Source organism: Mesorhizobium sp. 131-3-5, assembly GCF_016756575.1.
GTDB lineage: Bacteria > Pseudomonadota > Alphaproteobacteria > Rhizobiales > Rhizobiaceae > Mesorhizobium > Mesorhizobium jarvisii.
The window spans coordinates 4,293,440-4,317,489 of the sequence record NZ_AP023254.1 but is presented as its reverse complement, the minus strand read 5'-3'; the positions used below and the strand labels follow the sequence as shown (position 1 = coordinate 4,317,489).

Below are 24,050 nucleotides of genomic sequence, written 5' to 3'. Positions count from 1 at the left end.
CTACGGGCGCAACCGGAGCCACAGGCGCAACCGGCGACACGGGCTCGACCGGAGCCACCGGCGCCACAGGTGCAACTGGTGATACGGGTGCGACAGGATCGACTGGTGCTACAGGTTCAACGGGTGCAACCGGTGATACGGGTGCCACGGGTTCGACCGGAGCCACTGGTGCGACCGGCTCAACTGGCGCAACCGGTGCGACTGGCGATACGGGTTCCACCGGCGCCACGGGCTCGACCGGAGCCACAGGTGCGACTGGCGATACCGGTGCCACAGGCTCTACCGGAGCCACAGGTTCCACCGGCGCAACCGGCGATACCGGAGCGACGGGCTCGACTGGGGCTACAGGCGCGACCGGTGATACGGGCGCAACGGGGTCGACCGGAGCAACCGGAGCCACCGGCGCAACCGGCGATACCGGAGCGACGGGCTCGACTGGTGCTACAGGTTCAACTGGTGCAACCGGTGATACGGGTGCCACGGGTTCGACCGGAGCCACTGGTGCGACCGGCTCAACTGGCGCAACCGGTGCGACTGGCGATACGGGTTCCACCGGCGCCACGGGCTCGACCGGAGCCACAGGTGCGACTGGCGATACCGGTGCCACAGGCTCTACCGGAGCCACAGGTTCCACCGGCGCAACCGGCGATACCGGAGCGACGGGTTCGACTGGAGCTACCGGCGCCACAGGAGCAACTGGTGATACGGGCGCCACGGGTTCGACCGGAGCAACCGGAGCCACGGGCGCCACCGGCGATACCGGAGCGACGGGTTCGACCGGGGCAACCGGCGCCACAGGTGCGACCGGCGATACGGGTGCCACGGGTTCGACCGGAGCAACCGGCGCCACAGGCGCGACCGGCGATACCGGAGCGACGGGTTCGACCGGAGCTACCGGCGCCACAGGCGCGACCGGCGATACCGGAGCGACGGGCTCGACTGGAGCAACCGGCGCCACAGGCGCGACCGGCGATACCGGAGCGACGGGTTCTACCGGCGCCACAGGTGCAACTGGTGATACGGGCGCCACAGGCTCGACTGGAGCTACCGGAGCCACGGGCGCCACCGGCGATACCGGAGCGACGGGTTCGACTGGAGCTACCGGCGCCACAGGAGCAACTGGTGATACGGGCGCCACAGGCTCGACCGGGGCAACCGGCGCCACAGGTGCGACCGGCGATACGGGCGCCACAGGCTCGACTGGAGCAACCGGAGCCACAGGTGCCACGGGCGATACCGGAGCGACGGGCTCGACTGGAGCAACCGGCGCCACAGGCGCGACCGGCGATACCGGAGCGACGGGCTCGACTGGAGCTACCGGCGCCACAGGTTCCACCGGCGCAACCGGCGATACCGGAGCGACGGGTTCGACCGGAGCTACCGGCGCCACAGGCGCGACCGGTGATACTGGAGCGACGGGCTCGACTGGAGCAACCGGCGCCACAGGAGCAACTGGTGATACGGGCGCCACAGGCTCGACTGGAGCAACCGGAGCCACGGGCGCCACCGGCGATACCGGAGCGACGGGCTCGACCGGAGCAACCGGCGCCACAGGAGCAACTGGTGATACGGGCGCCACAGGCTCGACTGGAGCAACCGGAGCCACGGGCGCCACCGGCGATACCGGAGCGACGGGTTCGACTGGAGCAACCGGCGCCACAGGCGCGACCGGCGATACCGGAGCGACGGGCTCGACCGGAGCAACCGGCGCCACAGGAGCAACTGGTGATACGGGCGCCACAGGCTCGACTGGAGCAACCGGAGCCACGGGCGCCACCGGCGATACCGGAGCGACGGGTTCGACTGGAGCAACCGGCGCCACAGGCGCGACCGGCGATACCGGAGCGACGGGCTCGACTGGAGCTACCGGCGCCACAGGAGCAACTGGTGATACGGGCGCCACAGGCTCGACTGGAGCAACCGGTGCCACAGGTGCGACCGGCGATACGGGCGCCACAGGCTCGACTGGCGCGACCGGCGCCACAGGCGATACCGGCGCGACAGGATCGACTGGTGCTACAGGTTCAACTGGTGCAACCGGTGATACAGGTGCCACTGGTTCGACCGGAGCAACTGGTGCTACGGGTGCAACCGGCGATACGGGCTCTACCGGAGCGACGGGCTCGACTGGTGCTACAGGCTCAACTGGCGCGACCGGAGCCACTGGTGCAACTGGCGATACGGGTGCAACCGGTTCGACTGGTGCAACCGGCGCCACGGGTGCCACAGGCGATACCGGAGCCACGGGCTCGACCGGAGCTACAGGTTCGACCGGCGCGACCGGCTCGACTGGAGCAACCGGCGATACGGGCGCTACGGGTTCGACCGGGGCCACGGGCTCGACCGGTGCCACTGGCGATACCGGAGCAACAGGTTCAACTGGGGCTACAGGCTTAACTGGCGCGACTGGAGATACAGGCGCGACCGGCTCGACTGGAGCAACCGGAGCCACGGGTGCGACTGGCGATACCGGCGCGACAGGATCGACCGGAGCTACAGGGTCGACTGGAGCAACGGGTGCCACGGGTTCGACCGGAGCAACTGGAGCAACCGGCGCCACAGGTGTTACCGGCGCGACAGGATCGACTGGTGCTACAGGTTCAACTGGTGCGACCGGTGATACGGGTGCCACGGGCTCGACCGGAGCTACAGGTGCCACGGGTGCGACCGGCGATACCGGTGCTACTGGTTCGACCGGAGCGACCGGCGCAACCGGAGCCACAGGTGCGACTGGCGATACGGGTGCAACCGGTTCGACTGGTGCAACCGGAGCCACAGGAGCGACCGGTGCCACTGGCGATACAGGCGCCACCGGTTCAACCGGAGCCACGGGTGCGACCGGCGATACGGGCGCCACGGGCTCGACTGGAGCAACCGGAGCCACAGGCGCGACCGGTGATACCGGCGCGACAGGATCGACTGGTGCTACAGGTTCAACTGGTGCGACCGGTGCGACCGGTGCCACCGGTGCAACGGGTTCGACTGGAGCTACCGGAGCCACAGGTGCGACCGGCGCTACAGGTGCAACTGGCGATACCGGCGCCACGGGTTCGACCGGAGCTACAGGTTCGACAGGCGCGACTGGAGATACAGGCGCTACCGGCTCGACTGGAGCAACCGGAGCCACAGGTGCGACTGGCGATACGGGTGCAACCGGTTCGACTGGTGCAACCGGCGCCACGGGTGCCACTGGTGATACCGGCGCCACGGGCTCGACAGGCGCTACCGGCTCGACTGGAGCAACGGGTGCCACTGGTGCAACCGGCGATACAGGTGCCACGGGTTCAACCGGTTCGACTGGTAATACCGGCGCCACGGGCTCGACAGGCGCAACCGGTGATACGGGCGCCACGGGCTCCACTGGAGCTACAGGTTCCACTGGCGCGACCGGGGCAACCGGCGCCACAGGCGATACCGGCGCGACAGGATCGACTGGTGCAACAGGAGCCACAGGTGCGACCGGCGATACGGGTGCCACCGGTTCGACCGGAGCTACAGGTTCGACAGGCGCGACCGGCTCGACTGGAGCCACAGGTGCAACTGGCGATACCGGCGCCGCGGGCTCGACTGGAGCTACAGGCTCGACCGGAGCAACCGGAGCCACGGGTTCGACTGGAGCAACGGGTGCCACGGGTGCGACCGGCGATACAGGAGCCACGGGCTCGACCGGTGCAACCGGCGCAACTGGTGATACCGGAGCAACAGGTTCAACTGGCGCGACTGGAGATACAGGCGCGACCGGCTCGACTGGAGCAACGGGTGCCACGGGTGCCACTGGTTCGACCGGAGCAACTGGAGCAACCGGCGCCACGGGTGATACCGGCGCGACAGGTTTAACCGGAGCTGCCGGCGCCACAGGTGCGACCGGCGCTACAGGTGCGACTGGCGATACCGGAGCAACAGGTTCAACCGGAGCGACCGGCGCCACAGGTGCGACCGGTGACACCGGCGCCACGGGCTCGACCGGAGCTACAGGTTCAACAGGTGCGACTGGAGATACAGGCGCCACCGGCTCGACTGGAGCTACGGGCTCGACCGGTGCAACTGGCGATACCGGGGCAACAGGTTCTACTGGAGCAACGGGTGCCACGGGTGCGACCGGCGCTACAGGTGCAACTGGCGATACCGGCGCCACTGGTTCGACTGGAGCTACGGGCTCCACTGGCGCCACCGGCTCGACTGGAGCAACCGGCGCCACAGGTGATACCGGCGCGACAGGATCGACTGGTGCAACGGGTGCCACGGGTGCGACCGGCGATACAGGTGCCACGGGCTCGACTGGAGCAACCGGAGCCACGGGTGCGACTGGCGATACCGGCGCAACGGGTGCCACTGGTTCGACCGGAGCAACCGGAGCTACAGGCGCGACCGGCTCAACTGGGGCAACGGGTGCGACCGGAGCGACGGGCGCGACCGGCGATACGGGGGCCACTGGTGCAACTGGTAATACCGGAGCAACCGGTTCGACCGGAGCTACAGGTTCAACGGGTGCCACTGGCGCAACTGGCGATACCGGCGCCACGGGTGCCACTGGTGCAACTGGTGATACCGGAGCAACAGGTTCAACTGGGGCTACCGGCGCCACGGGTGCAACGGGTTCGACCGGAGCTACAGGTTCGACAGGCGCGACCGGCTCGACTGGCGCAACCGGCTCGACCGGGGCAACCGGGCCCAAGGGCGACACAGGACCCAAGGGCGCGACGGGTGCCACTGGCGCAACCGGCTCGACCGGGGCAACCGGGCCCAAGGGCGACACAGGACCCAAGGGCGCGACGGGTGCCACTGGCGCAACCGGCTCGACCGGGGCAACCGGACCGAAGGGCGACACCGGACCCAAGGGCGCGACGGGTGCCACTGGCGCAACCGGCTCGACCGGGGCAACCGGACCGAAGGGCGACACCGGGCCTAAGGGCGCGACGGGTGCCACTGGCGCAACCGGCTCGACCGGGGCAACCGGGCCTAAGGGCGACACAGGACCCAAGGGCGCGACGGGTGCCACTGGCGCAACCGGCTCGACCGGGGCAACCGGACCGAAGGGCGATACCGGACCCAAGGGCGCGACGGGTGCCACTGGCGCAACCGGCTCGACCGGAGCAACCGGGCCTAAGGGCGACACCGGGCCTAAGGGCGCGACAGGTGCCACTGGCGCAACCGGCTCGACCGGAGCAACCGGACCGAAGGGCGACACCGGACCCAAGGGCGCGACAGGTGCCACTGGCGCAACCGGCTCGACCGGGGCAACCGGGCCTAAGGGCGACACCGGACCCAAGGGCGCGACGGGTGCCACTGGCGCAACCGGCTCGACCGGGGCAACCGGGCCTAAGGGCGACACCGGACCCAAGGGGGCCACGGGTGCAACCGGTGCCGCAGGCTCGACCGGGGCAACCGGGCCGAAGGGCGACACCGGGCCGAAGGGTTCGACGGGTCCGACCGGCACAACTGGTCCGACCGGACCCTCGGGCGGTCACAACGACTCGATCGTTCCGTCGACGACAACCCTGGTGACGCCCACCCCGAAGACCGCCAATGTCACGCCCGACTCGCTCGGCCTCAAGGATAGCTGGCAATTCCTGCAGCCGGGCTCGACCGGCAATGGCAGCGGCGGCCAGCCCTCGCTACACCACCTGATCGGCCTGGCGGCCGGCTCGGTGACGACCGATCTCCTGAATATCCTCAATACGATCAGGGGATTTGGTCACCAACAGAACCAGCCGTCCGGCGTGACTACGGACCAGACCTTGGATGCGACCAAGCACGGTATCGGCTACGCCAGCACCGACCACACCGCCAAGACGACCCTGAAGGATCTTCTGAAGCCGCATGAGTGAGCAAGACTGGCGAGAGACCACTGAAGGGAAACGCGCGAACGTCGCGGAAGAGCGAAGTTCGCGCGTTAAACATCCCGGGACACGGTTGGCAGAAGAGTCGCGCTGCCGATCAATTTGGAGTACGATGGCAACATGATCGAAACCCTCGGCAGAGGCACTTCGGCCCGGGAATTGTCGAGTTCGCTTGCGTGCCGGAAGACAAGTCCATGGTGAACATCCCCGTGAACGCCGAAATCCAAGCGGTCCCGATCCAAGCCGGTTCCGCGCAAGGCGACGACGCGGCGGGCGGCGAGAGCACCATGGCGCGGATCCCTGGCGGTCCGGCCGAATTCGACAAGATCGGGCCACGCCTCAAGGCGATGCTGCGCGCCGCCCGCTATCACGGCGTCGAGCTCGACCCGAACGAATTCAGGGCCGCGAGCGCGATTCCGGCCGCCGCCGATCTGTCGCAGTGGGCGCAGGACGCCGGCATGTGGTCGCGCGCCGTGCGCATCCGCTGGTCCCACCTCTTGCGTTTCCAGGAAGCCGGACCGGTCGTCCTGTTGTTCAACGATGGCGGCGCGGCTCTCCTCACAGGGGCGAGCGCCGAGCGGAACATCGTCTTCCTGAAAAGTGCGGATGCACCCGACGATGGTGAAGCCGTCGCCATCGACGAGTTGCGGCTGTCGCAGGTGTGGACGGGCGAGGCATTGCTGCTGCGCGCCACACGATCCTATGTCGCGGCGGATGCGCCCTTCACCCTTCGCTGGCTCGCCGAACTGGTGCGGCTCGAAAGCCACGCCCTGCGCGATATCACCATCGCCTCGTTCACGCTGAGTGTCCTGACTATCCTGCCGCCGCTTATCGTCATGACGGTGGTCAACAAGGTGCTGCAGTTCAACAGCGTCTCGACGCTGGTGCTGTTGTCGGCGGTGATCGCCGTGGTTTTCGCCTATGAGACACTGCTTGGCCATGCACGGCGGCTGATCATCAATGTCGTCGGCGCCCGTCTGGACACCAAGTTGCAGCTGCACGTCTTCAGCCGGCTGTTACGCCTGCCGCTCGACTATTTCGAACGGCATCCGGCCGGCGAGACGATGTATCACCTCGCCCAGGTCTATCGCATCCGCGAGTTCCTGACCGGAAAACTCCTCAGCACGTTCCTGGATATGATCACGCTGTGCGTGCTGGTACCGGTGATGTTCTACATCAACGCCTCCCTCGCCTGGATCGTGCTGGCCTGCGCCGTGGTGATCCTGCTGATCATCCTCGCCTTCCTCAGGCCGCTGCGCGGCAGATATCAGCGGGTGGTCGACGCCGAGACCTGGAAGTCGGCGGCGCTCGGCGAAACGGTCGTCGGAATCAAGACGGTGAAGGCGCTCGGTCTCGAGCCGCAGCGCAAGGCGCTCTGGGATGAGCGGGTGGCCGAAGCGGGAAAGGCGCGTCTCGCCTTCGGACAGCTGGCAAGCTGGCCGCAGACCCTGGTCACGCCGATCGAACGTGTGATGGTGCTCGGCACCATGCTGATCGGCGCCTATCTCGCGATGAACGACCGCACCGGCTACATGGTCGGCGGCTTGTTCGCCTTCATGATGATCGCCCAGCGTGTGGCCCAGCCGCTGGTTGGCCTGGCCCGACTGGTTGAAGACTACGAGGAGGTCGGTGCGGCGATCGGCGAGGCAGCGTCGGTCCTCAACCGGCCGCTGGAGAGCAGTTCGAATTCCACCGGCCTGAGACCCAAGCTGGTCGGCGAGGTCGTGTTCAGCGACCTGACCTTTAGCTATATCGCCACCAAGACACCGGCGCTCGACCGGGTCAGCTTCCATATTCCCGCCGGCAGCATGTTTGGCATTGTTGGGCGCAGCGGGTCGGGAAAATCGACGGTCGCCCGCCTCCTGCAAGGGATCAACCGCGACTACAGTGGGTTCCTCAAGCTTGATGGCGTCGACCTCAAGGAAATCAACCTGCGCCATTTGCGCCAAGGGCTTGGCGTGGTGCTGCAGGACAACTTTCTGTTCCGCGGATCGATCCGCGACAACATCATCGCCGGGCGCCCGGGCCTGACCCTTTCCGACGCCATGCGCGCCGCGCACCTCGCCGGCGCCCAGGAATTCATCGAGCGGATGCCGAATGGCTACGACACCTACATCGAGGAAGGTTCGCCCAATCTATCAGGCGGTCAAAAGCAGCGGCTGGCGATCGCGCGCGCGCTCATCCACGATCCGACCATTCTCATCCTCGACGAGGCGACCAGCGCACTCGACCCGGAGAGCGAGGCGGTTGTCAGCGCCAACCTCATGCGCATCGCCAGCGGGCGCACGATGATCATCGTTTCGCACCGGCTCGCCTCGCTGACCGAGTGCGACAACATCCTCGTCATGGATCAGGGTAAGGTCCTCGACGTCGCGCCGCATGCGACCTTGCTCGAACGATGCGCGCTCTATCGCCAGTTGTGGTCGCAGCAGAACCGGCACCTCGATGGCCGCCACGGCCGCCCCGTCGCCGTCCCGCCGCGGCTGGTTTGATCATGTCGCGCGCCTCATATTCGCATCAGGTCCGGTAACCCATGAGCAGCACCTCTCTCACCGCCCTTCCCGCTCGGTGGCACCGGATGGAAACGAGAGATCCGACTACGCCGGCCATACTCGAGTTCCAGTGGCCGTCGACGGCTGTCGCCAATGCGCCTATTCCGCGGGCGGCGCGCGGCATCGTCTGGATCGTTTCCAGCCTGGTCATCGCGCTGATCGCCCTGGCGGGTCTGATACCGGTCGATCAGGTGGTGACGACCAGAGGGCTGGTGGTCTCGCAATCCCCCAACATCGTCGTGCAACCGCTGGAGACAGCGATTGTCCGCTCGATCGAGGTGCGGGAAGGACAGCGCGTCCAGGCCGGCCAATTGCTTGCCCGCCTCGATGCGACCTTTTCCTCGGCCGACCAGGCGGCACTGGCGATGCAGGTCTCGACACTTGAAGCCGAGGTGGCGCGGTTGAAGGCGGAGGCCAGCGGCCAGGCGTTCACCTACAACGGCCTCGACCCGAGTTGGACCCTGCAGGTGTCGATATTCGAGCAACGCAAGGCGGTCTACGACGCCAAGGTGGAGAATTTCGAACGCCAGCGCGACGAACTCAGCTCGGTGATTTCGCGATCGCAATCCGATGCCGACGGCTACCGGCAGCGGCTGACGGTCGCCGACTCGATCGAACAGATGCGCAGGCAGCTCGAGGCAAGGCAGGTGGGGAGCCGCCTCAACACGCTCCTGGCCGAGGACAACCGCGCGGAAATGTCCCGGGCGCTCGGCAATGCCGAGCAGACCGCGGAAGCCGCCAAACGCCAACAGGCAGCGGTGGCCGCCGAGCGCGACGGCTACATTCAGGGCTGGCGCGCTGAAGTCTCGCAGAGCCTGTCGGAGGCAAGCACGCGGATCTCCGACGCCCGCGAACTTCTCAACAAGGCAAAGCTTCGAAACCAGTTGGTCGAGTTGAAGAGCCAATCAGACGCCATCGTTCAATCGGTGGCAAAAGTCTCCGTCGGCTCGGTCATGCAGTCAGGGGAGCGCTTTATCACGCTGGTGCCGGCCGACGCGCCCCTCGAGATCGAGACAAACATCGTTGGCAGGAGCAGCGGTTTTGTGCATGTCGGCGACCCGGTGGTCATCAAGTTCGACACCTTCCCCTATTCGCAATACGGCCTCGCCCATGGAACTGTGCGGGCACTCAGCCCAGATTCCTTCTCGGCACAGGAGCAAGCGCGCGATCCGAACAGTTCCCTGGCCATGTTGCCTTCCGACGCCGAGCCATTCTATCGCACGCGGATCTCCATCGACCAGGTCGCCCTCCACGGCGTTCCCGCCGGTTTCGCCGTCAGCCCCGGCATGCCGGTGACCGCCGACGTAAAGGTCGGCCGGCGCACGATACTCAAGTACCTTCTCGGCGTCATGCTCCCGATCGGCCAGGAGGCGATGCGGGAGCCTTAGAGTACTGGAGGAATCAGAGGCTCGGATCGATGACAATCCTGGATCGGCTGACTGGTCTGGCCTTCCCGTCGGCGGTGTTGCGTCGGGCGATCCAGCTTGCTGACAGCGGCAAGGCCGCTGAAGCCTTTCCGCTTATGGCGAAAGCGGCGCGCGCGGGGATCGTTGACGCCGAGTACCGGGTCGCGCGTTGCTATCTGGAAGGCGCCGGTGTGCCACCGAGCCGTATGGAAGGCGCGCGATGGCTGCTGCGGGCGGCGAACCACGGGAGCGCGGATGCGCAGGCGCTTCTCGCCGCGCTCTACGTCACCGGGCTGGTGACGGCGGAAGCCGACGGCAAGGGACCCTCGGAGCACTTGTTCAAGCCTGATTCCCCGGGAAAACCAGACTTCACGGCCGCTTTCGACTTTGCCACCAAGGCGGCCGAGGCAGGCTCGGCCACGGGACAGGCGATCCTCGGTTATATCCTTACCAGCGGCCCCGCATCGATGCGCGATGTCGATGCCGCACACCGCTGGTACGAGAAGTCGGCTGCTGCCGGCTGCGCCGAAGGGTGCCTTGGCTTTGCCCTGTCGCTGGCCCGCCGCGGCAAACGCGAAAACAGAGTTCGGATTGCGGAAGAGGTAAGGCGTGCGGCCGACGCCGGCCTGCCGACCGCGACCTATCTTCTTGCGGTCCTTACCGAGCACGGGCTCGGCGTAGCAAGCGACATGGCAGCAGCCGCTCAACTGTATCGGGCTGCTGCAGAGAAGGGCCTGCCCTCCGCCCAGTTCCGGTTGGGACTGGCACTGATCGACGGTGCACTCGTCGGCCAAGATGTCGCTGCCGGGGAGGCATGGATGCGGCGTGCTGCCTTGGCCGGCAATATCGAGGCAGCCTATATGTTGGGCGATCGCTATGCCAAGACGCAGCGGCCGGACTTTGCAGAAGCCGCGAATTGGTACCGGCGGGCGGCCGAAGCGGGCCACCAAGCCGCTGCCCGCGCTTTGGCCTCGCTCTATTTGACGGGAAATGGTGTGGCTGAGGATGTCGAGGAAGGAGCGCGCTGGCTGCGCTCTTCCGCAAATGGCGGCAATCAGCAGGCACAGACAGACCTCGCCAATCTTATCCTCGGAGGAGCCGGCGACCCGGATGACGGTGCAAGCGTTGCCGGATGGTTCGAGGCGGCCGCATCATCGGGCGACCTCATCGCGGCATTCAACCTTGGGCTCTGCTTCGCCAAGGGCGTCGGCGTTCGCCAGGACGAGGGGCAAGCGGCACACTGGCTGCGGCGCGCGGCCGAAGGCGTCGCCGAGGCGCAATATATGTATGCCCGCCTCCTCCAGGATGGACGCGGCGTGGCGGCCGACCCAACTCAGGCCCGCGTGTGGTTTGCGCGGGCGGCCGACGCCGGCGTGCTCGACGCACGTGTGGCGCTCGCAGAGATGCTGCTCAATGGGCGCGGCGGCATGCCCGAGCCCGAGGCTGCAATGCAGCTGTTTGAGCAGGCCGCCGCCGACGGTCACGCCGGGGCGATGTTTGCGATTGGCGCGCTGTACGGAGCCGGCCACGGCCTGCCGGCCGATCAGGCGGCAGCGCAGAAATGGTACGCCGCCGCTGCTGGACGCGGGCATAGCCAAGCCCAATTCATGCTCGGACGTTATCTCTTGAAAGGCCTCGCCGGGGAGTGCGACCCGGTTGCCGCTCGCCTTTGGCTCGAACGCGCGGCTGCGCATGGGATCAGTGAAGCCGCCGACGAACTGGGGGCTGCGGGCACGCCAGCGCCATGAGCCATATGCTGGTTTCGACGCGGGAGTGGTTCAGTAAGTTTGCACCACGGCGGATCGACGCATCCCAACTTCCTTCATAGGCGCGCTCAATGAACGATCCGAGTGCGGGAAAGCGCGCCTACGACCCTCAGCAGCTGGAGCCCATGCTGATAGCGAGACAGCATGCGGGCGACGTCGATGGCATGGTCGCGCTGTTCGAGGCGGATGCCGTGATCGACTGCGGCGGCGGACGTTTTCTGCGCGGCCATGAAGCCATTCGTGACTACTATGCCGAGATCGTTACGTCCGGACGGAAGTTTGCGGTCGGAGAACAGCGGCCGGCGCTCATTTGCGGCGACCTTGCCCTCACCTCGACCCGACTTCCCGACGGCGACGTCACCAGCGAGGTTGCCCGGCGGCAGGCCGACGGCTCCTGGCTTTGGGTGATCGACCGCTATTCCGTCGCTTGGGATTAGGCCTTCCGGGAAAACCGGCCGGCCACGTCACCACGGGCGCGTCAACACACTGCGGCCGTCATGGCCGCAGTCCTTGCGTTCGGCAATCCGGGTGCGGCTACCGCCGCAGCGCGTATACGTCCGCCATGGTTTCGCCGGGGACGGGCAGCGCCATGTCGTCGTCCAGAAGCCGCGTGATCCGGGCAAAGCCGGTGAATGCCTTCCTGGCCTCCTCCGCCGACATCTGCCCCGACAAAGCTGCCGAGCAGCAATTCAGCGCGCACTGATACACTGGCCCACGTCGTCCCGTCGGCCATTTACGCAAGAAAACCATCGCCTCGGCGACACTATCCACTTCTTCTACAGGGTGTCCCTGCCCGCGCGAGATCCGCACGGGCGCAAAGAAATGCAGGTAGTCCATCGTTTCCTCCCGGTCGATCGCGATGCCGCCCGATCGAACCTTATGAAACGCACAGTCTTGCGGTTGGTTCCATACAGAAAACAGAACCTTTAAAAAATCTTTTGGTCGATGGTCGCCAGCTAAACCGCGGGGAAGTGGCAGGCCACTTTGCGGCCGGGTCGATACTCCCTCAGCTCCGGCCGTTCCGTGCGGCATCGCTCGACCGCGATCGGGCATCTTGGGTGGAAACGGCAGCCGGATGGCGGCTTGAGCGGGCTCGGCACGTCGCCAGTGAGGATGATGCGCTTGCGCGTCCCGCTGGGCGTGGTCTCAACGACCGGAACCGCCGAGATCAGCGCCTGGCTGTAGGGATGGGCTGATGTCGCGAACACCTCCTCGGCCGGCCCTTCCTCGACGATCGAGCCGAGATACATGACAGCGATGCGGGTCGACACCTGGCGCACCACCGACAGGTCGTGGGCGATGAAGATGTAGGTGAGGTTCAGCTTCTCCTGCAGATCGGCAAGCAGGTTGACGATCTGCGCCTGCACCGAGACGTCGAGTGCGGAGACCGGTTCATCCAGCACGACCAGATCGGGATTGAGCGCGATGGCCCGCGCGATGCCGACCCGCTGGCGCTGGCCGCCGGAGAATTCGTGGGGATAGCGCATGACATGGTCCGGCAGCAGGCCGACGAGTTCGAACAATTCCGCGACACGCGCGGTGATCTCGCGCGAGGAAAGTTTGCCGTGGATGCGCAGCGGCTCGGCCACCAGATCACCGACGCGCCGGCGCGGATTGAGCGAGGCTGACGGGTCCTGGAAGACCATTTGCAGGCGGCGGCGCAGCGGCCTCAGTTCAGACAGCGATTTCGAGGTGATGTCCTCGCCTTCGAACAGCAGCTCTCCGTCGGATATGTCGTAGAGCCTCACCAGGCAGCGCGCCAGCGTGGACTTGCCGCAGCCGGATTCGCCGACCAGGCCGACCGTCTCGCCGCGCCGCACGGTCAGCGAAACATTGTCGACCGCATGGACGGTTCGCTTGCCTGCGGCGGAGAAACGGGTGCCGATCGAGAAGCGCTTGCCGAGTGAACGCGTTTCGAGGATTGGGCTGTCGGTCATCGGTCCGCTCATGCCTGCGCCACCCGGAAGCACGCCGCGGCGTGAGTGCCGATGCCAAGCTCTGGCCTGTCGGTCACGCAGGGCTCGTAGTGCACCGGGCATCGCGGGCCGAAGGCGCAGCCCTGCGGCAATCGGAGCAGCGATGGCGGCGAACCGGGAATGGCCGGCAGGCGGCGCGGCTTTTCACCGGTCAGCGGCGGGATCGAACCCAGCAGCGCACGCGTATAGGGATGTCGTGGGTCGGAAAATAGTTCCATGCGGCTGCCACGTTCCACCACGCGGCCGGCATACATGACCATCACCCGGTCGGCGAGTTCGGAGACCACGCCCATGTCGTGCGTGATGAAGACCACAGCCGATTTGTGCGTCGCGCGCAGCTTGCGCACGAGGTCGAGAATACCGGCCTGCACCGTGACGTCGAGCGCCGTGGTCGGCTCGTCCGCCACCAGCAGCGCCGGATTGCAGGACAAGGCCATCGCGATCACCGCGCGCTGCCGCATGCCGCCGGAAAGCTGGTGCGGGTAGCGCGACATCGCCTCGTGCGGATTGGGAAAATTCACCTCGGCCAGCAGTTCTTCGACGCGCACCATCGCCTTGGCTTTGCTGATATTTCGGTGCGCGCGGATCTGTTCGGCGATCTGCCAGCCGATCGTGTAGACCGGCGTCAGCGCCGTCATCGGATCCTGGAAGATCATCGCGATCTCGTTGCCGCGCAGCCGCCTCAGCTCCCGCGCCGGCAGCCCCACCAATTCACGGCCCTTGTAGCGGATCGAGCCTTCGATGCTGGCGTTCGGATCGGTGATGAGGCCCATCACCGCCAGCAGCGACACCGTCTTGCCGGACCCGGATTCGCCGACGACGCCGAGGATCTCGCTTTCCTCGAGATCGAAGGAAACGCCATCGATCGCCCGCACCAGACCGTCATTGGTGCGGAAGGATACTTTGAGGTCGCGCACCGACAGTATCATGATGTCCTCAGGCGCGGATCGAGAAGGATGTAGACGAAATCGACGACCGCATTGGCGATGACCACGAACATGGACGCATACATCACCGTTGCCATGATCATCGGCAGGTCGAGATTCTGCAGCGCGTCATAAGTGAGCTTGCCGATGCCGTGCAGCCCAAACACCACCTCGGTCAGCAGCGCCGAGCCGCCCACCAGCGCGCCGAAGTCCAGGCCGAACAAGGTGACGAACGCGATGAGCGATGTGCGCAAGGCGTGGCGCAGCAGGATGCGCGTCTCCGACAGGCCCTTGGCCCGGGCCGTGCGGATAAAGTCCTCCTGCAAGGATTCGATGATGGCGGCGCGCAGCACGCGCCCGTAAATGCCGATGTAGAGAATGGCCAACGTGATCCAGGGTATGACTAGCGTCAGGAACCAGCCTTTGGGATCGTCGGAGAAATTCTTGTAGCCAAGCGGCGGGACCCATGAGAATGCCCAGCTGTCGTGGTAGCGGCTCTGAGTGATCAGGTTCATCACCTCGCCCAGCCAGTAGACCGGCATGGAGATGCCGAGCAGGCCCAAAGCCATCAGCAGCTTGTCCAGCCAGCTGTCGCGGGTGGCGGCGGCAACGATGCCGATGATGATGGAGACAACCACCCAAAGGATCGCCGCCCCGAACACCAGCGAGAGCGTGACGGGGATCGAATCCATCACCGCCGGCACCACCTTCCAGCCGCGATTGACGAAGGAGGTCAGGTCGCCGGTGACGAAGATCTTCTCCATCATCTTCACATATTGCACGTAGAGCGGCCGGTCGAAGCCGAAATTGTGGCGCACCGCTTCCAGCACTTCGGCTGTTGCATTGCGCCCGGCGATGCGCGCCGCCGGGTCGGCGCCCGGCGTCGCGAAGAAGATCAGGAAGACGATGACCGAGATACCGAACATCACGAACAGCATCTGACCGAAACGGCGCAGGATGGCATAGATCATCAGTCGCGCCCCAACCGAACCTTGGAGCGCGGGTCGAGCGCGTCGCGCAGGCCGTCGCCGAAGACATTGAGCGCCATGACGGACACCGCGATGGCCAGACCCGGCACCAGCGCCACCAGCGGCCTGGTGTAGAGCAGCGCCTGCCCGTCCTGGATGATGGTGCCCCAACTCGCGGCGGGCGGCTGCACGCCGATCGACAGGAAGGAAAGTGCGGATTCCGTCAGCATGTTCAGCGCCATCATCAACGGTACGAAGACGATGAGCGTGGTGGTGATGTTGGGCAGGATATCGCGCCACAGGATGCGCCATCCCGGCACGCCGAGATTGATCGCGGCCAGCACAAATTCGCTGTGGCGCAGTGACAGCACCTGCCCGCGTATCGGACGCGCCACATAGGGCACATAGACGATGCCGATGATGATGACCGGCAACCATAGGCTGCCGGACTCGATATCGATCGGCCCGATCCTGATGCCTTGCGCGATGGTGACGATGGAAAGCGAAATCGCCAGCAGATAGATCGGGAAGGCCCACAGGACATCCAGCAGGCGCGACAGCACCGTATCTGTGATGCCGCCGAAATAGCCTGCGATCAATCCCGCCGCCGTGCCGATGATCAGGGTGAAGATGGTGGCCGCACCGGAGATCAGCAGCGAGCTCAGCCCGCCATAGAGCATTCGGGCCATGACATCGCGCCCCTGGCTGTCGGCGCCGAGGAAATAGTTGCCGAGCCGCCAGGTCGGACCGAGCGGCGTGTAGCCGAGCCCCAGCCCCTCGGTCGATTGTTCCATCACCGGAACGTCGGCACCGTCGATCTGGATGACGGCGTCGAGCGTCGAGGCGAAGGGGTCCACGCCGGCCCACTTCGCGTAGAGAGGCGCGCTGAGGCAGGCCAGCACGATGAGGAGGAACACGGCCAGGGATGCCATGGCAGCCCTGTCCCTTGCCAGCTTCGCAAACGCGACGGCCCAGGGCCCTCGCGTCTTGCGCGGCATGGCGACGGCTTGGTTCGACACGGACGTGCCCTCCGCAGTTCGTTACTGCACCCAGGACTGGGTGATCATCCAGTTGAACTGCCGGTTGAACTTGAAATTGCCAACCCGTTTGCTGACGAAGTCAAGCCGCTTCGGCGTGAAGAGACCGACTGCCGGCGCCTTGTCCGTGACCTGCTTGTCGATTTCGGCCCACATTTTGTCTGCGGCCTTCTGGTCGGTCACGCCGAGATCCAGCGCCTTTTGCATCTTGGCGTCGATGTCCTTGTCGCAGAAGCCGGCGATGTTGATCGAGGCATCCGAACCTTCACGGAAGGAGGCGCAGCTGAACAGGATGTTCAGGAAGTCGGAAGCCGCAGGATAGTCCTTGTACCATTGGGTGACCGACATCTGCACCTTGTTGTTGGTGTTCTGGATGTAGGTGAACTGGATGTTGGACGAGATCGGCTTGACGTCGGCGACATAGCCGATGGTGGTCAGCACGCTCTGCAGATAGACGCCGATCGACCGCGAAATGGCGGTGTCCTCGACGATAATGGTCACCTTCTGGCCCTTGGTGCCCGATTCCTCAACGAGTTGCTTTGCCTTGTCGAGATCCGGCGCCGACCATTTGGCACCTGGGTTCTTGGTGAAGGGGCAATAGTCCTCATGGCCGGGGAAGTCCGGCGGCAGGATCTGACAGACCGGCGAGGCCAGCACCTTGCCACCGAACAGCTTGACCAGCGTGTTGCGATCGATCGCATAGGCAACGGCCTGGCGCGCCTTTTCATTGTCGAACGGCGCGAGACGGTTGTTCAGGGGTGCATACCACCACGCCGAAAGCGGCGAGATGTGCAGCTGGTCCATGGACTTGCTGCCAAGTTCGCCCAGGCGGTCGCTCGGCAGCGCATCGAACATCCAGTCCGCTTCGCCGTTCTGGATCGCCGTCACGGCCGCTTCCTCGGACAGGCCGAAATCATACTGGACGACATCCGGGTAGCCGTCAGGTTGCGCTTCCTCGCTCCACTGCTTGAAGTTCGGGTTGCGCGACACCGTCATGCCCTTGTTGGGGTCGAAGGCGGAGATCATGTAGGCGCCGGTGCTGGGAATGGGCTTGGAGCCCATGTCTTCGGCGGGCGTATCCGCCGGCAACACCACGGCATGCGGCAAGGCAAGCTTGTAGAGTATCTCTGCGTCGGGCTTGGTGAGATTGAGGGTGATAGTACCGGCCGCTTCATCGCCGACGACACCGCCGTCCAGCGTGCAGTTCTTGGTATCGGCCAGGCATTTGTCGGCGCCGACAATGCCGGCATAGAAGGTGCCGGAAGTCGGCCCGGAAACCTTGAAGATGCGCTGGAAGGAGGCGACGACGTCCTTGACGCCCATATCCTGGCCGTTGGAGAACTTGATGCCCTTGCGCAGCTTGAAGGTGAAGGTCTTGCCGTCATTGCTGACCTGCGGCAGCGCCTCGGCCAGATCGGGGACGATGGTGAAGCCGTCCATGCCCTCGGCCTTGCGGAAGGCCACCAGGCCGTCATAGATCGGCTGGTACATCTGCCAGCCCTGGTCGGTATAGTTGATGTGCGGATCGAGCGTTCCCGCCGCGGAGCGGGCCAGAAGGCGGATGGTGCCACCTCGGTGCTCCTTGAGATATTCAGCCTGTGCCGGAGCGAGCCACGTGCCGGCCAGCAGTGCCGCGGCTGATGCGGCCAAAAGCAGTTTCTTCATGTCTTGGTTCCCCTTTTCTCAGTTGTCGTTGTCGTCCAGGAAGTCGCCCACCACCCGCATGCACGCGTCCTGCTCTTCGACATGCGGCATGTGGCTGGAATGCTCGAATATCTCCCAGCGCGATCCCTTGATGCCGTCCTTGAAGGGCTGCACGGTCGCGGGCGTCGCCTCGTCGTAGCGTCCGGAGATGATCAGTGTCGGAACATCGACGGCCTGCAGCCGATCGATGATACTCCAGTTCTTCAGCGTTCCGATGACATGGAACTCGTTCGGCCCGTTCATCAGATGATAGACAGTGGGGTTGCGCACGACCTGGTCGAAGGTCTCCGTCACCTCCGGTGGAAAAGGCACGACCCGGCAGACATGCCGCTCGTAGAACACCATCGTCGCTGCCTGGTAGGCCGGATCTTCCGTCGTGCCGGCCTGCTCGTGCCGGGTCAGTGTCTCCTGCACGTCCCCGGGGAGGTCGGCGCGCAACCGGTTGGCCTCTTCGACCCAAAGCTTCATCGAAGCCGGCGAGTTGGCGATGGTCAGCGACTTCAGGCCATTCGGCCGCGTTACCCCATACTCGGCGCCCAGCATGCCGCCCCAGCTCTGACCTAACACATGGAAGCCTGCGCGGATGCCGAGATGATCGACGAGATTTTCCAGCTCGTCGATGAAAAGCCGTGGCGTCCAGAAATCGGCGCCTTTCTCCGGCAGCAAAGTGGAATTGCCGCAACCCAACTGGTCGTAGTGGATGACGGCGCGGTCCCGTCGGGCGAGATGCTTGTAGGCATCGACGTAGTTGTGGGCGGCGCCCGGCCCGCCATGCAGGATCACCACCGGGGGCTTGTCGGCATCGAGATCGCCAGAAATACGATACCAGGTCTCGTAACTGCCGAACGCGGCTCGTCCCTCTTTGCTAGCGACCTCTGACGACATCCCGGTTCCCATCACGTTTGAACGCATTTCGTTTCTGTCCCCGACAGCAGGCGCCTAGTTCAGCCTGGTCTGCACCCACTCTTCCAGCATCTGCACGCCGAACGCCGTGGCGCCTTCGCGGCCGAGCGGACGGTCCGCGTCGGCCATTTCCTTGCCGGCGATGTCGAGATGCACCCAGGGACGATCCTCGGTGAAATGGCGCAGGAACGCCGCCGCGTAAGGCGCGTCACCGTCTTCCATGTCCTTGGCGTGGTGCCGGATGTCAGCGAAGGGCGATTGCAGGCCCTCGTCATAGGCCTTGTCGAGCGGCAGTTGCCAGAACCGCTCGCCAACCGTTTCCCCCGCAGCGATCATCTGCGACGCGATAGCATCGTCGGTGCTGAAAAGACCTGCAAAGATCGATCCCAGGCCGCGCATCACCGAATAGGTCAGCGTCGCCAGATCGACGATCACCGACGGGTTGAAGCGCGAGGCGGCATAATAGAGACAATCGGCCAGGATCAGGCGCCCTTCCGCGTCCGTGTCGAACACCTCGACCGTCTGTCCTGACGCCGTGGTGACGATGTCGCGCGGCTTGAGCGCGGTGCCGGACGGCATGTTCTCGGCAATGCCGAGAACGCCGACGGCATGCACCGGGCTGCCTTGCCGGGCAAGCGCGATCAGCAGGCCGACCACGGCGGCCGCGCCGCCCATATCGGCCTTCATGTCGAACATCTGCTCGCCGCGCTTGATGCAGAGGCCGCCGGAGTCAAAACACACGCCCTTGCCGACGAAAGCCATCGGTTGGGAAGGAGCGCCCTTGCCGCGATAGCGCAGCACCGCGACGCGCGGCGGCCGCACCGACCCGGAACCCACGGCCAGGATCGCGTTCATGCCGAGCTCCTTCAGCCGCGATGGATCGAGTATCTCGACGTCGATGCCGGCTTCGCGCAGCGGCTCCAGATGATCGTGGAAATTGTCGGGGTGGAGATGGTTCGGCGGCAGATTGACCAGCGTGCGCGCATATTCGACACCGTCCGCGATGGCATTGATCCGCGCCAGTGCCGGGGTCAGATCCGCGCGGCTTGCTCCGACCAGCTGTACCCGCAAGGTCCGGTCCGCTCCCGCCCCCTGGCGCCGGTTGCGCATGTCGAAACGATAGCGCCGCAGCCGCATGCCCAGCGCGACGCGCGCCAGGATCTCGGCTGCGGGCAGGTCAATGCCGTCAATGGGGTCGAGGACAAGCGTCGCGGCGCACTCGCACTTGCCTTCCAGATGCGCGGCAAGCAAACCGCCGGCGCGCGCCAGTGACAGGGCGGTTACGGCCTCGGCCTTGCCAAGGGCCAGGACGATCACGCGCCGGGCCGACACGCCCTGGGGGGCAATAAGATCGATGCACGTGCCGGATTCGGCCAAGGTGGCCGGGTCGGAGCAGGCACGCGACAGGATCCCGCTCACATCAGCGTCCAGTGCCGCTGCCCGCGGGCCAAAGCCTGTCTGGGCAGTTCGCAAGATCACGACGACAGCGGTTTCCGAGGAAATCCCGTCCGCCGTTTCAAAGACCGGCACTGGCGATTGAGGCATAGACTGGCATTCTCCCATTTGCTGACGACTCCGGCCTCGGCTCAGCGTGCATCGCTTCGCCCGCCAATGGCTAAACCTGTTGCCGGTCTCTGCCCTTGGTGGAATGGTGCCGGAGGCCCCAAAAAATCGTTTTCTGATGGCGACTTAGTCGCTCTTGCCTTTTGGGTAGCGCCGAACAGGCCAGGCGATCAAACGCCAATTTCGCCCAAGTCGATTGACAAAAACTCAACTGACAATTCATGATCGGCCAATGGCCCTACCTTCACTCAATGGCATGCGCGCTTTCGAGGCCGCCGCACGTCTCGGCAGCATCAAGGATGCAGCCGAAGAGCTGCACCTGACACCCTCGGCCATCAGCCGCCATATCCGTGCACTCGAAAGAAATCTCGGCCAGGATCTGTTCGAACGCGGCTTTCGCCAGATAACACCGACCATCAGGGGCTCCTACTATGCGCGTAGCCTCTCCGAAGCGTTCGAGGCCATCTGGCGCGCCACCGACGACGTCAGCCTCGCCGATGGCCCAAGCCACGGCAGGACCCAACGCGTCCGGGTCTTGTGCGTCCCGGCGGTCCTGAACCTTTGGCTGGCGGACCGGTTGCCGAACTTTCGCAAGCTGCATCCGACCGTGGAGCTGGAGATCTCGACGTCAGGCAAGCGCGCCAACTTCGATTTGGCCATTGTCGACGAGTTCGTCTACAAGGCCGGCCCGGCCCTGACGCTTTTGATCCCGCTGGTTCTGACGCCGGTCTGTGCGCCCTCATTGCTCGATGGGCCCGTGCCGCTGCGATCGCCCGCCGATCTGGTCAACCATCATCTTATCCACGAATGCGAGAGCATGAGATGGAAGCGTTGGCTGGAGCAGGAAGGCGTTTTGGACACGACGCCGAAATCCAGCACGACGCTGGATGACTGTACGCTCATCATGCGCGAGGCAATCAATGGCGCCGGAATTGCGCTCGCCGATACGATGATGGCGCAGGATCTGCTGCAGCAAGGCAAACTTGTCGCGCCGTTTCAGGCCCGCCATACCTATCCGGCCGGCATCTACCTGCATCAGCGCCGCAGCATCGGCAACAAGCCGGGCACCGGCCTGTTTCAGGACTGGCTGTTGTCGGAAGTCGAGGACCACAAGCGGGTCATGGCCATCGCCTAGGCGAGAAGCGGCACCCGAATTCGAATCACCAGAACTGTTGGTATCCAACAGCGGCCCACCATTGCGACCCCTCGATAATCGCCGTTCGCATTGAATATCTTTAAGGCCAAAGCCGGCAAATGGATTGCTTGTCGGTTCCCCAGCGTCAGGCTTAACCTGCACGGCTATCGCGTGGAGGCGCGTGGCCAATCAAGGGGAGGACATTGCAGTGACCATACAAGGCGCATCGCCTGACCTGTACAACGAGGATCTCGCTCCGGCCAAAGTTCGAAACTGGGGACCATTCTCGATCTTCAACGTCTGGACCTCGGACGTTCACAGCCTGTGGGGCTATTATCTCGCCGCCAGCCTGTTCCTGTTCTGCGGCGGCTTCGTCAATTTCATCATTGCTATCGGCATCGGCTCGCTGATCATCTACGCGCTGATGAACATGGTCGGTTATGCCGGCGTCAAGACTGGCGTGCCCTACCCCGTGCTCGCCCGCGCCTCCTTCGGCATCTGGGGTGCCAACATACCGGCCTTGGTGCGCGCCATCGTCGCCTGCTTCTGGTACGGCGCGCAAACGGCCGCCGCCTCCGGCGCCATCGTGGCATTGCTCACTCGCCTGCAATGGTTCGACGAATTCAACAAGACCTCGCATCTTCTCGGCCATTCCACGCTGGAAGTGATCTGCTTCGTCATCATCTGGGCGCTGCAACTGCTGATCATCCAGAAGGGCATGGAAACAGTGCGCCGCTTCCAGGATTGGGCGGGGCCTGCCGTCTGGGTGATGATGCTGCTCCTGGCCATCTATCTTTGCGTCAAATCAGGGGGCTTCGCCTTTACCAGCGATATTCCGATGGACGTGCTGCGCGAAAAGACCGCCGATGCCGGCATTCCGGGCGATCCCGGATCGTGGACGACGCTCTTCGGGGTCGCGGCGATCTGGGTGACCTATTTCTCGGCGCTCTATCTCAATTTCTGCGACTTCGCCCGCTACGCGCCGGACAAGGCGGCGCTGCGCAAAGGCAACATCTGGGGCCTTCCGGTCAACCTCATCCTGTTCTCGCTGGTCGCCGGCGTCACCACCATTGCCGCCTATGACGTCTACCACGAAGTGCTGCTGCATCCCGACCAGATCTCGGCCAAGTTCGACAGCTGGTTCCTGGCGGCGCTCGCGGCCCTGACCTTCGCGGTTGCCACGCTTGGCATCAACGTCGTCGCCAACTTCGTCTCGCCAGCCTTCGACTTCTCCAACGTCTTCCCGCGTCAGATCGACTTCAAGAAGGGCGGCTACATCGCAGCACTCATCGCACTTGTGCTCTATCCCTTCGCGCCGTGGGAAGGCAGTGCGGCGCATTTCGTCGGCATCATCGGCGCGACGATGGGGCCGATCTTCGGTGTCATGATGGTCGACTATTACCTGATCCGCAAAGGCGAGGTCGACGTCGAGGCGCTGTATCGCGAGGACGGCGAGTTCCGCTTCCAGGGCGGCTGGCACGTCAATGCCTTCATCGCGGCTGGCATCGGGGCCGTCTTCTCGTCGATATTGCCGAACTTCACCAACTGGCTGCCGTCCTGGTGGGGCGTCTATGGCTGGTTCTTCGGCGTGGCGATTGCCGGCATCATCTATTACGTGCTGCGCACCGCCGCCGTGGGTGCGGGCGCCAAGATAGCGAAAGCCTGAAAGTGATGCAGTAGGCAGTAGGGGCTAGGGAATACACAAACAGATTCCCTATTCCCTACTGCCAACCATCTCCGCCAATTTGCGCACCGTGTTCCAGTTGCGCGACGTGCCTATGCCCAGGCGCTTGTGATTGGCGGCCGCAAGCAGCCGCGAGCTTGGCCGTTCGCGCGAAAACACAAGCCATATGTCGCCGCCGATCAGGAGCACCTTCTCGTCCTCGGCGGCATAGGCCTGAAGCCCCGACAGGACATCTTCGGCCACAGGCTTGCGCATCACACGCACCGCGACCTGATCCCCGGCTTCCTCCGATTCGGTTGGGAATGGATTGCGCGACGCGAGTTTCTGCCAATCTCCAGCGCCACGGACAATGATGTCGACGTGGCGGTCAAAGGCCGTTTCGAAGGCGGCCTCCAGCCGCTTCTCAAGCGCGGCAGTCGCGGTCCTCTCAGCCTCGAAGACCAGATTTCCCGTCGCCACCAGCGTGCGAACATTCCTCAAGCCGAGGCCTTCCGCCATCGCCTTGAGGTCCGCCATGACGACCCGGCGCCCCTCCCCCAGGATGATGCTGTAGAGGAGCGCGACATAGGTCTGCATGAGAGGCTCCGCCT

At 64.9% G+C, this 24,050-nt stretch carries 16 protein-coding genes; 7 read left to right on the top strand and 9 right to left on the bottom strand.

The features are described from left to right. Positions 1 to 5,501: 5,501 nt before the first annotated feature. From JG747_RS37065 to JG747_RS20930, 5 genes are all read left to right on the top strand, one after another. Positions 5,502 to 5,828, top strand: a complete 327-nt coding sequence (locus tag JG747_RS37065) for a hypothetical protein (RefSeq protein ID WP_244748452.1) — start codon at positions 5,502 to 5,504, stop codon at positions 5,826 to 5,828. 206 nt (positions 5,829 to 6,034) lie between these two features. Beyond that, positions 6,035 to 8,332 carry a peptidase domain-containing ABC transporter gene (locus JG747_RS20945; protein WP_244748167.1) on the top strand — a complete coding sequence of 766 codons (2,298 nt, stop codon included), beginning with the start codon at positions 6,035 to 6,037 and terminating at the stop codon, positions 8,330 to 8,332. Between the two features lie 86 nt (positions 8,333 to 8,418). Beyond that, positions 8,419 to 9,780: an HlyD family type I secretion periplasmic adaptor subunit gene (locus JG747_RS20940; protein ID WP_019858151.1), complete on the top strand. Its 1,362-nt coding sequence runs from the start codon at positions 8,419 to 8,421 to the stop codon at positions 9,778 to 9,780. Positions 9,781 to 9,809: 29 nt separating this feature from the next. Then, positions 9,810 to 11,546 (top strand): tetratricopeptide repeat protein, encoded by a 1,737-nt coding sequence (locus JG747_RS20935; protein ID WP_202359939.1) that lies wholly within the window; start codon positions 9,810 to 9,812, stop codon positions 11,544 to 11,546. Positions 11,547 to 11,635: 89 nt separating this feature from the next. Further along, positions 11,636 to 12,001, top strand: a complete 366-nt coding sequence (locus JG747_RS20930) for a YybH family protein (protein ID WP_064985491.1) — start codon at positions 11,636 to 11,638, stop codon at positions 11,999 to 12,001. A gap of 97 nt (positions 12,002 to 12,098) precedes the next feature. Here JG747_RS20930 and JG747_RS20925 read toward each other — a convergent pair whose 3' ends face one another. From JG747_RS20925 to JG747_RS20890, 8 genes are all read right to left on the bottom strand, one after another. Then, entirely contained in the window at positions 12,099 to 12,401 is a 303-nt protein-coding gene (locus JG747_RS20925; protein WP_010909507.1) for a DUF982 domain-containing protein, read from the bottom strand. Positions 12,402 to 12,520: 119 nt separating this feature from the next. Continuing rightward, complete coding sequence (locus JG747_RS20920; protein WP_202359938.1) at positions 12,521 to 13,501, bottom strand: ABC transporter ATP-binding protein; 981 nt, start codon at positions 13,499 to 13,501, stop codon at positions 12,521 to 12,523. 8 nt (positions 13,502 to 13,509) lie between these two features. Beyond that, positions 13,510 to 14,469, bottom strand: coding sequence for an ABC transporter ATP-binding protein (locus tag JG747_RS20915; RefSeq protein ID WP_202359937.1), 960 nt, complete (start codon positions 14,467 to 14,469; stop codon positions 13,510 to 13,512). After that, positions 14,466 to 15,437: an ABC transporter permease gene (locus tag JG747_RS20910; protein WP_069092180.1), complete on the bottom strand. Its 972-nt coding sequence runs from the start codon at positions 15,435 to 15,437 to the stop codon at positions 14,466 to 14,468. Before JG747_RS20910 ends, JG747_RS20915 begins: the two co-directional genes overlap by 4 nt. Next, on the bottom strand, positions 15,437 to 16,453 hold the full coding sequence (locus JG747_RS20905) for an ABC transporter permease (protein ID WP_019858159.1): 1,017 nt from the start codon (positions 16,451 to 16,453) through the stop codon (positions 15,437 to 15,439). Before JG747_RS20905 ends, JG747_RS20910 begins: the two co-directional genes overlap by 1 nt. Before the next feature lie 21 nt (positions 16,454 to 16,474). Then, a complete protein-coding gene (locus tag JG747_RS20900; protein WP_038646838.1) occupies positions 16,475 to 18,136 on the bottom strand; it encodes an ABC transporter substrate-binding protein in 1,662 nt (553 codons plus the stop codon). Positions 18,137 to 18,154: 18 nt separating this feature from the next. Then, the gene (locus tag JG747_RS20895; RefSeq protein WP_038646840.1) at positions 18,155 to 19,060 is read right to left on the bottom strand and encodes a proline iminopeptidase-family hydrolase; all 906 of its coding nucleotides are present in this window, start codon (positions 19,058 to 19,060) and stop codon (positions 18,155 to 18,157) included. Between the two features lie 54 nt (positions 19,061 to 19,114). After that, complete coding sequence (locus tag JG747_RS20890) at positions 19,115 to 20,623, bottom strand: leucyl aminopeptidase (protein WP_202359936.1); 1,509 nt, start codon at positions 20,621 to 20,623, stop codon at positions 19,115 to 19,117. Positions 20,624 to 20,873: 250 nt separating this feature from the next. Here JG747_RS20890 and JG747_RS20885 point away from each other — a divergent pair, with 250 nt between their 5' ends. Together JG747_RS20885 and JG747_RS20880 are read left to right on the top strand one after the other, a co-directional pair. Next, positions 20,874 to 21,776 (top strand): LysR substrate-binding domain-containing protein, encoded by a 903-nt coding sequence (locus JG747_RS20885; protein ID WP_019858163.1) that lies wholly within the window; start codon positions 20,874 to 20,876, stop codon positions 21,774 to 21,776. 208 nt (positions 21,777 to 21,984) lie between these two features. After that, the gene (locus JG747_RS20880) at positions 21,985 to 23,442 is read left to right on the top strand and encodes an NCS1 family nucleobase:cation symporter-1 (protein ID WP_202359935.1); all 1,458 of its coding nucleotides are present in this window, start codon (positions 21,985 to 21,987) and stop codon (positions 23,440 to 23,442) included. Between the two features lie 48 nt (positions 23,443 to 23,490). Here JG747_RS20880 and JG747_RS20875 read toward each other — a convergent pair whose 3' ends face one another. Next, on the bottom strand, positions 23,491 to 24,036 hold the full coding sequence (locus JG747_RS20875) for a DUF1697 domain-containing protein (protein WP_019858165.1): 546 nt from the start codon (positions 24,034 to 24,036) through the stop codon (positions 23,491 to 23,493). Positions 24,037 to 24,050: the final 14 nt, after the last annotated feature.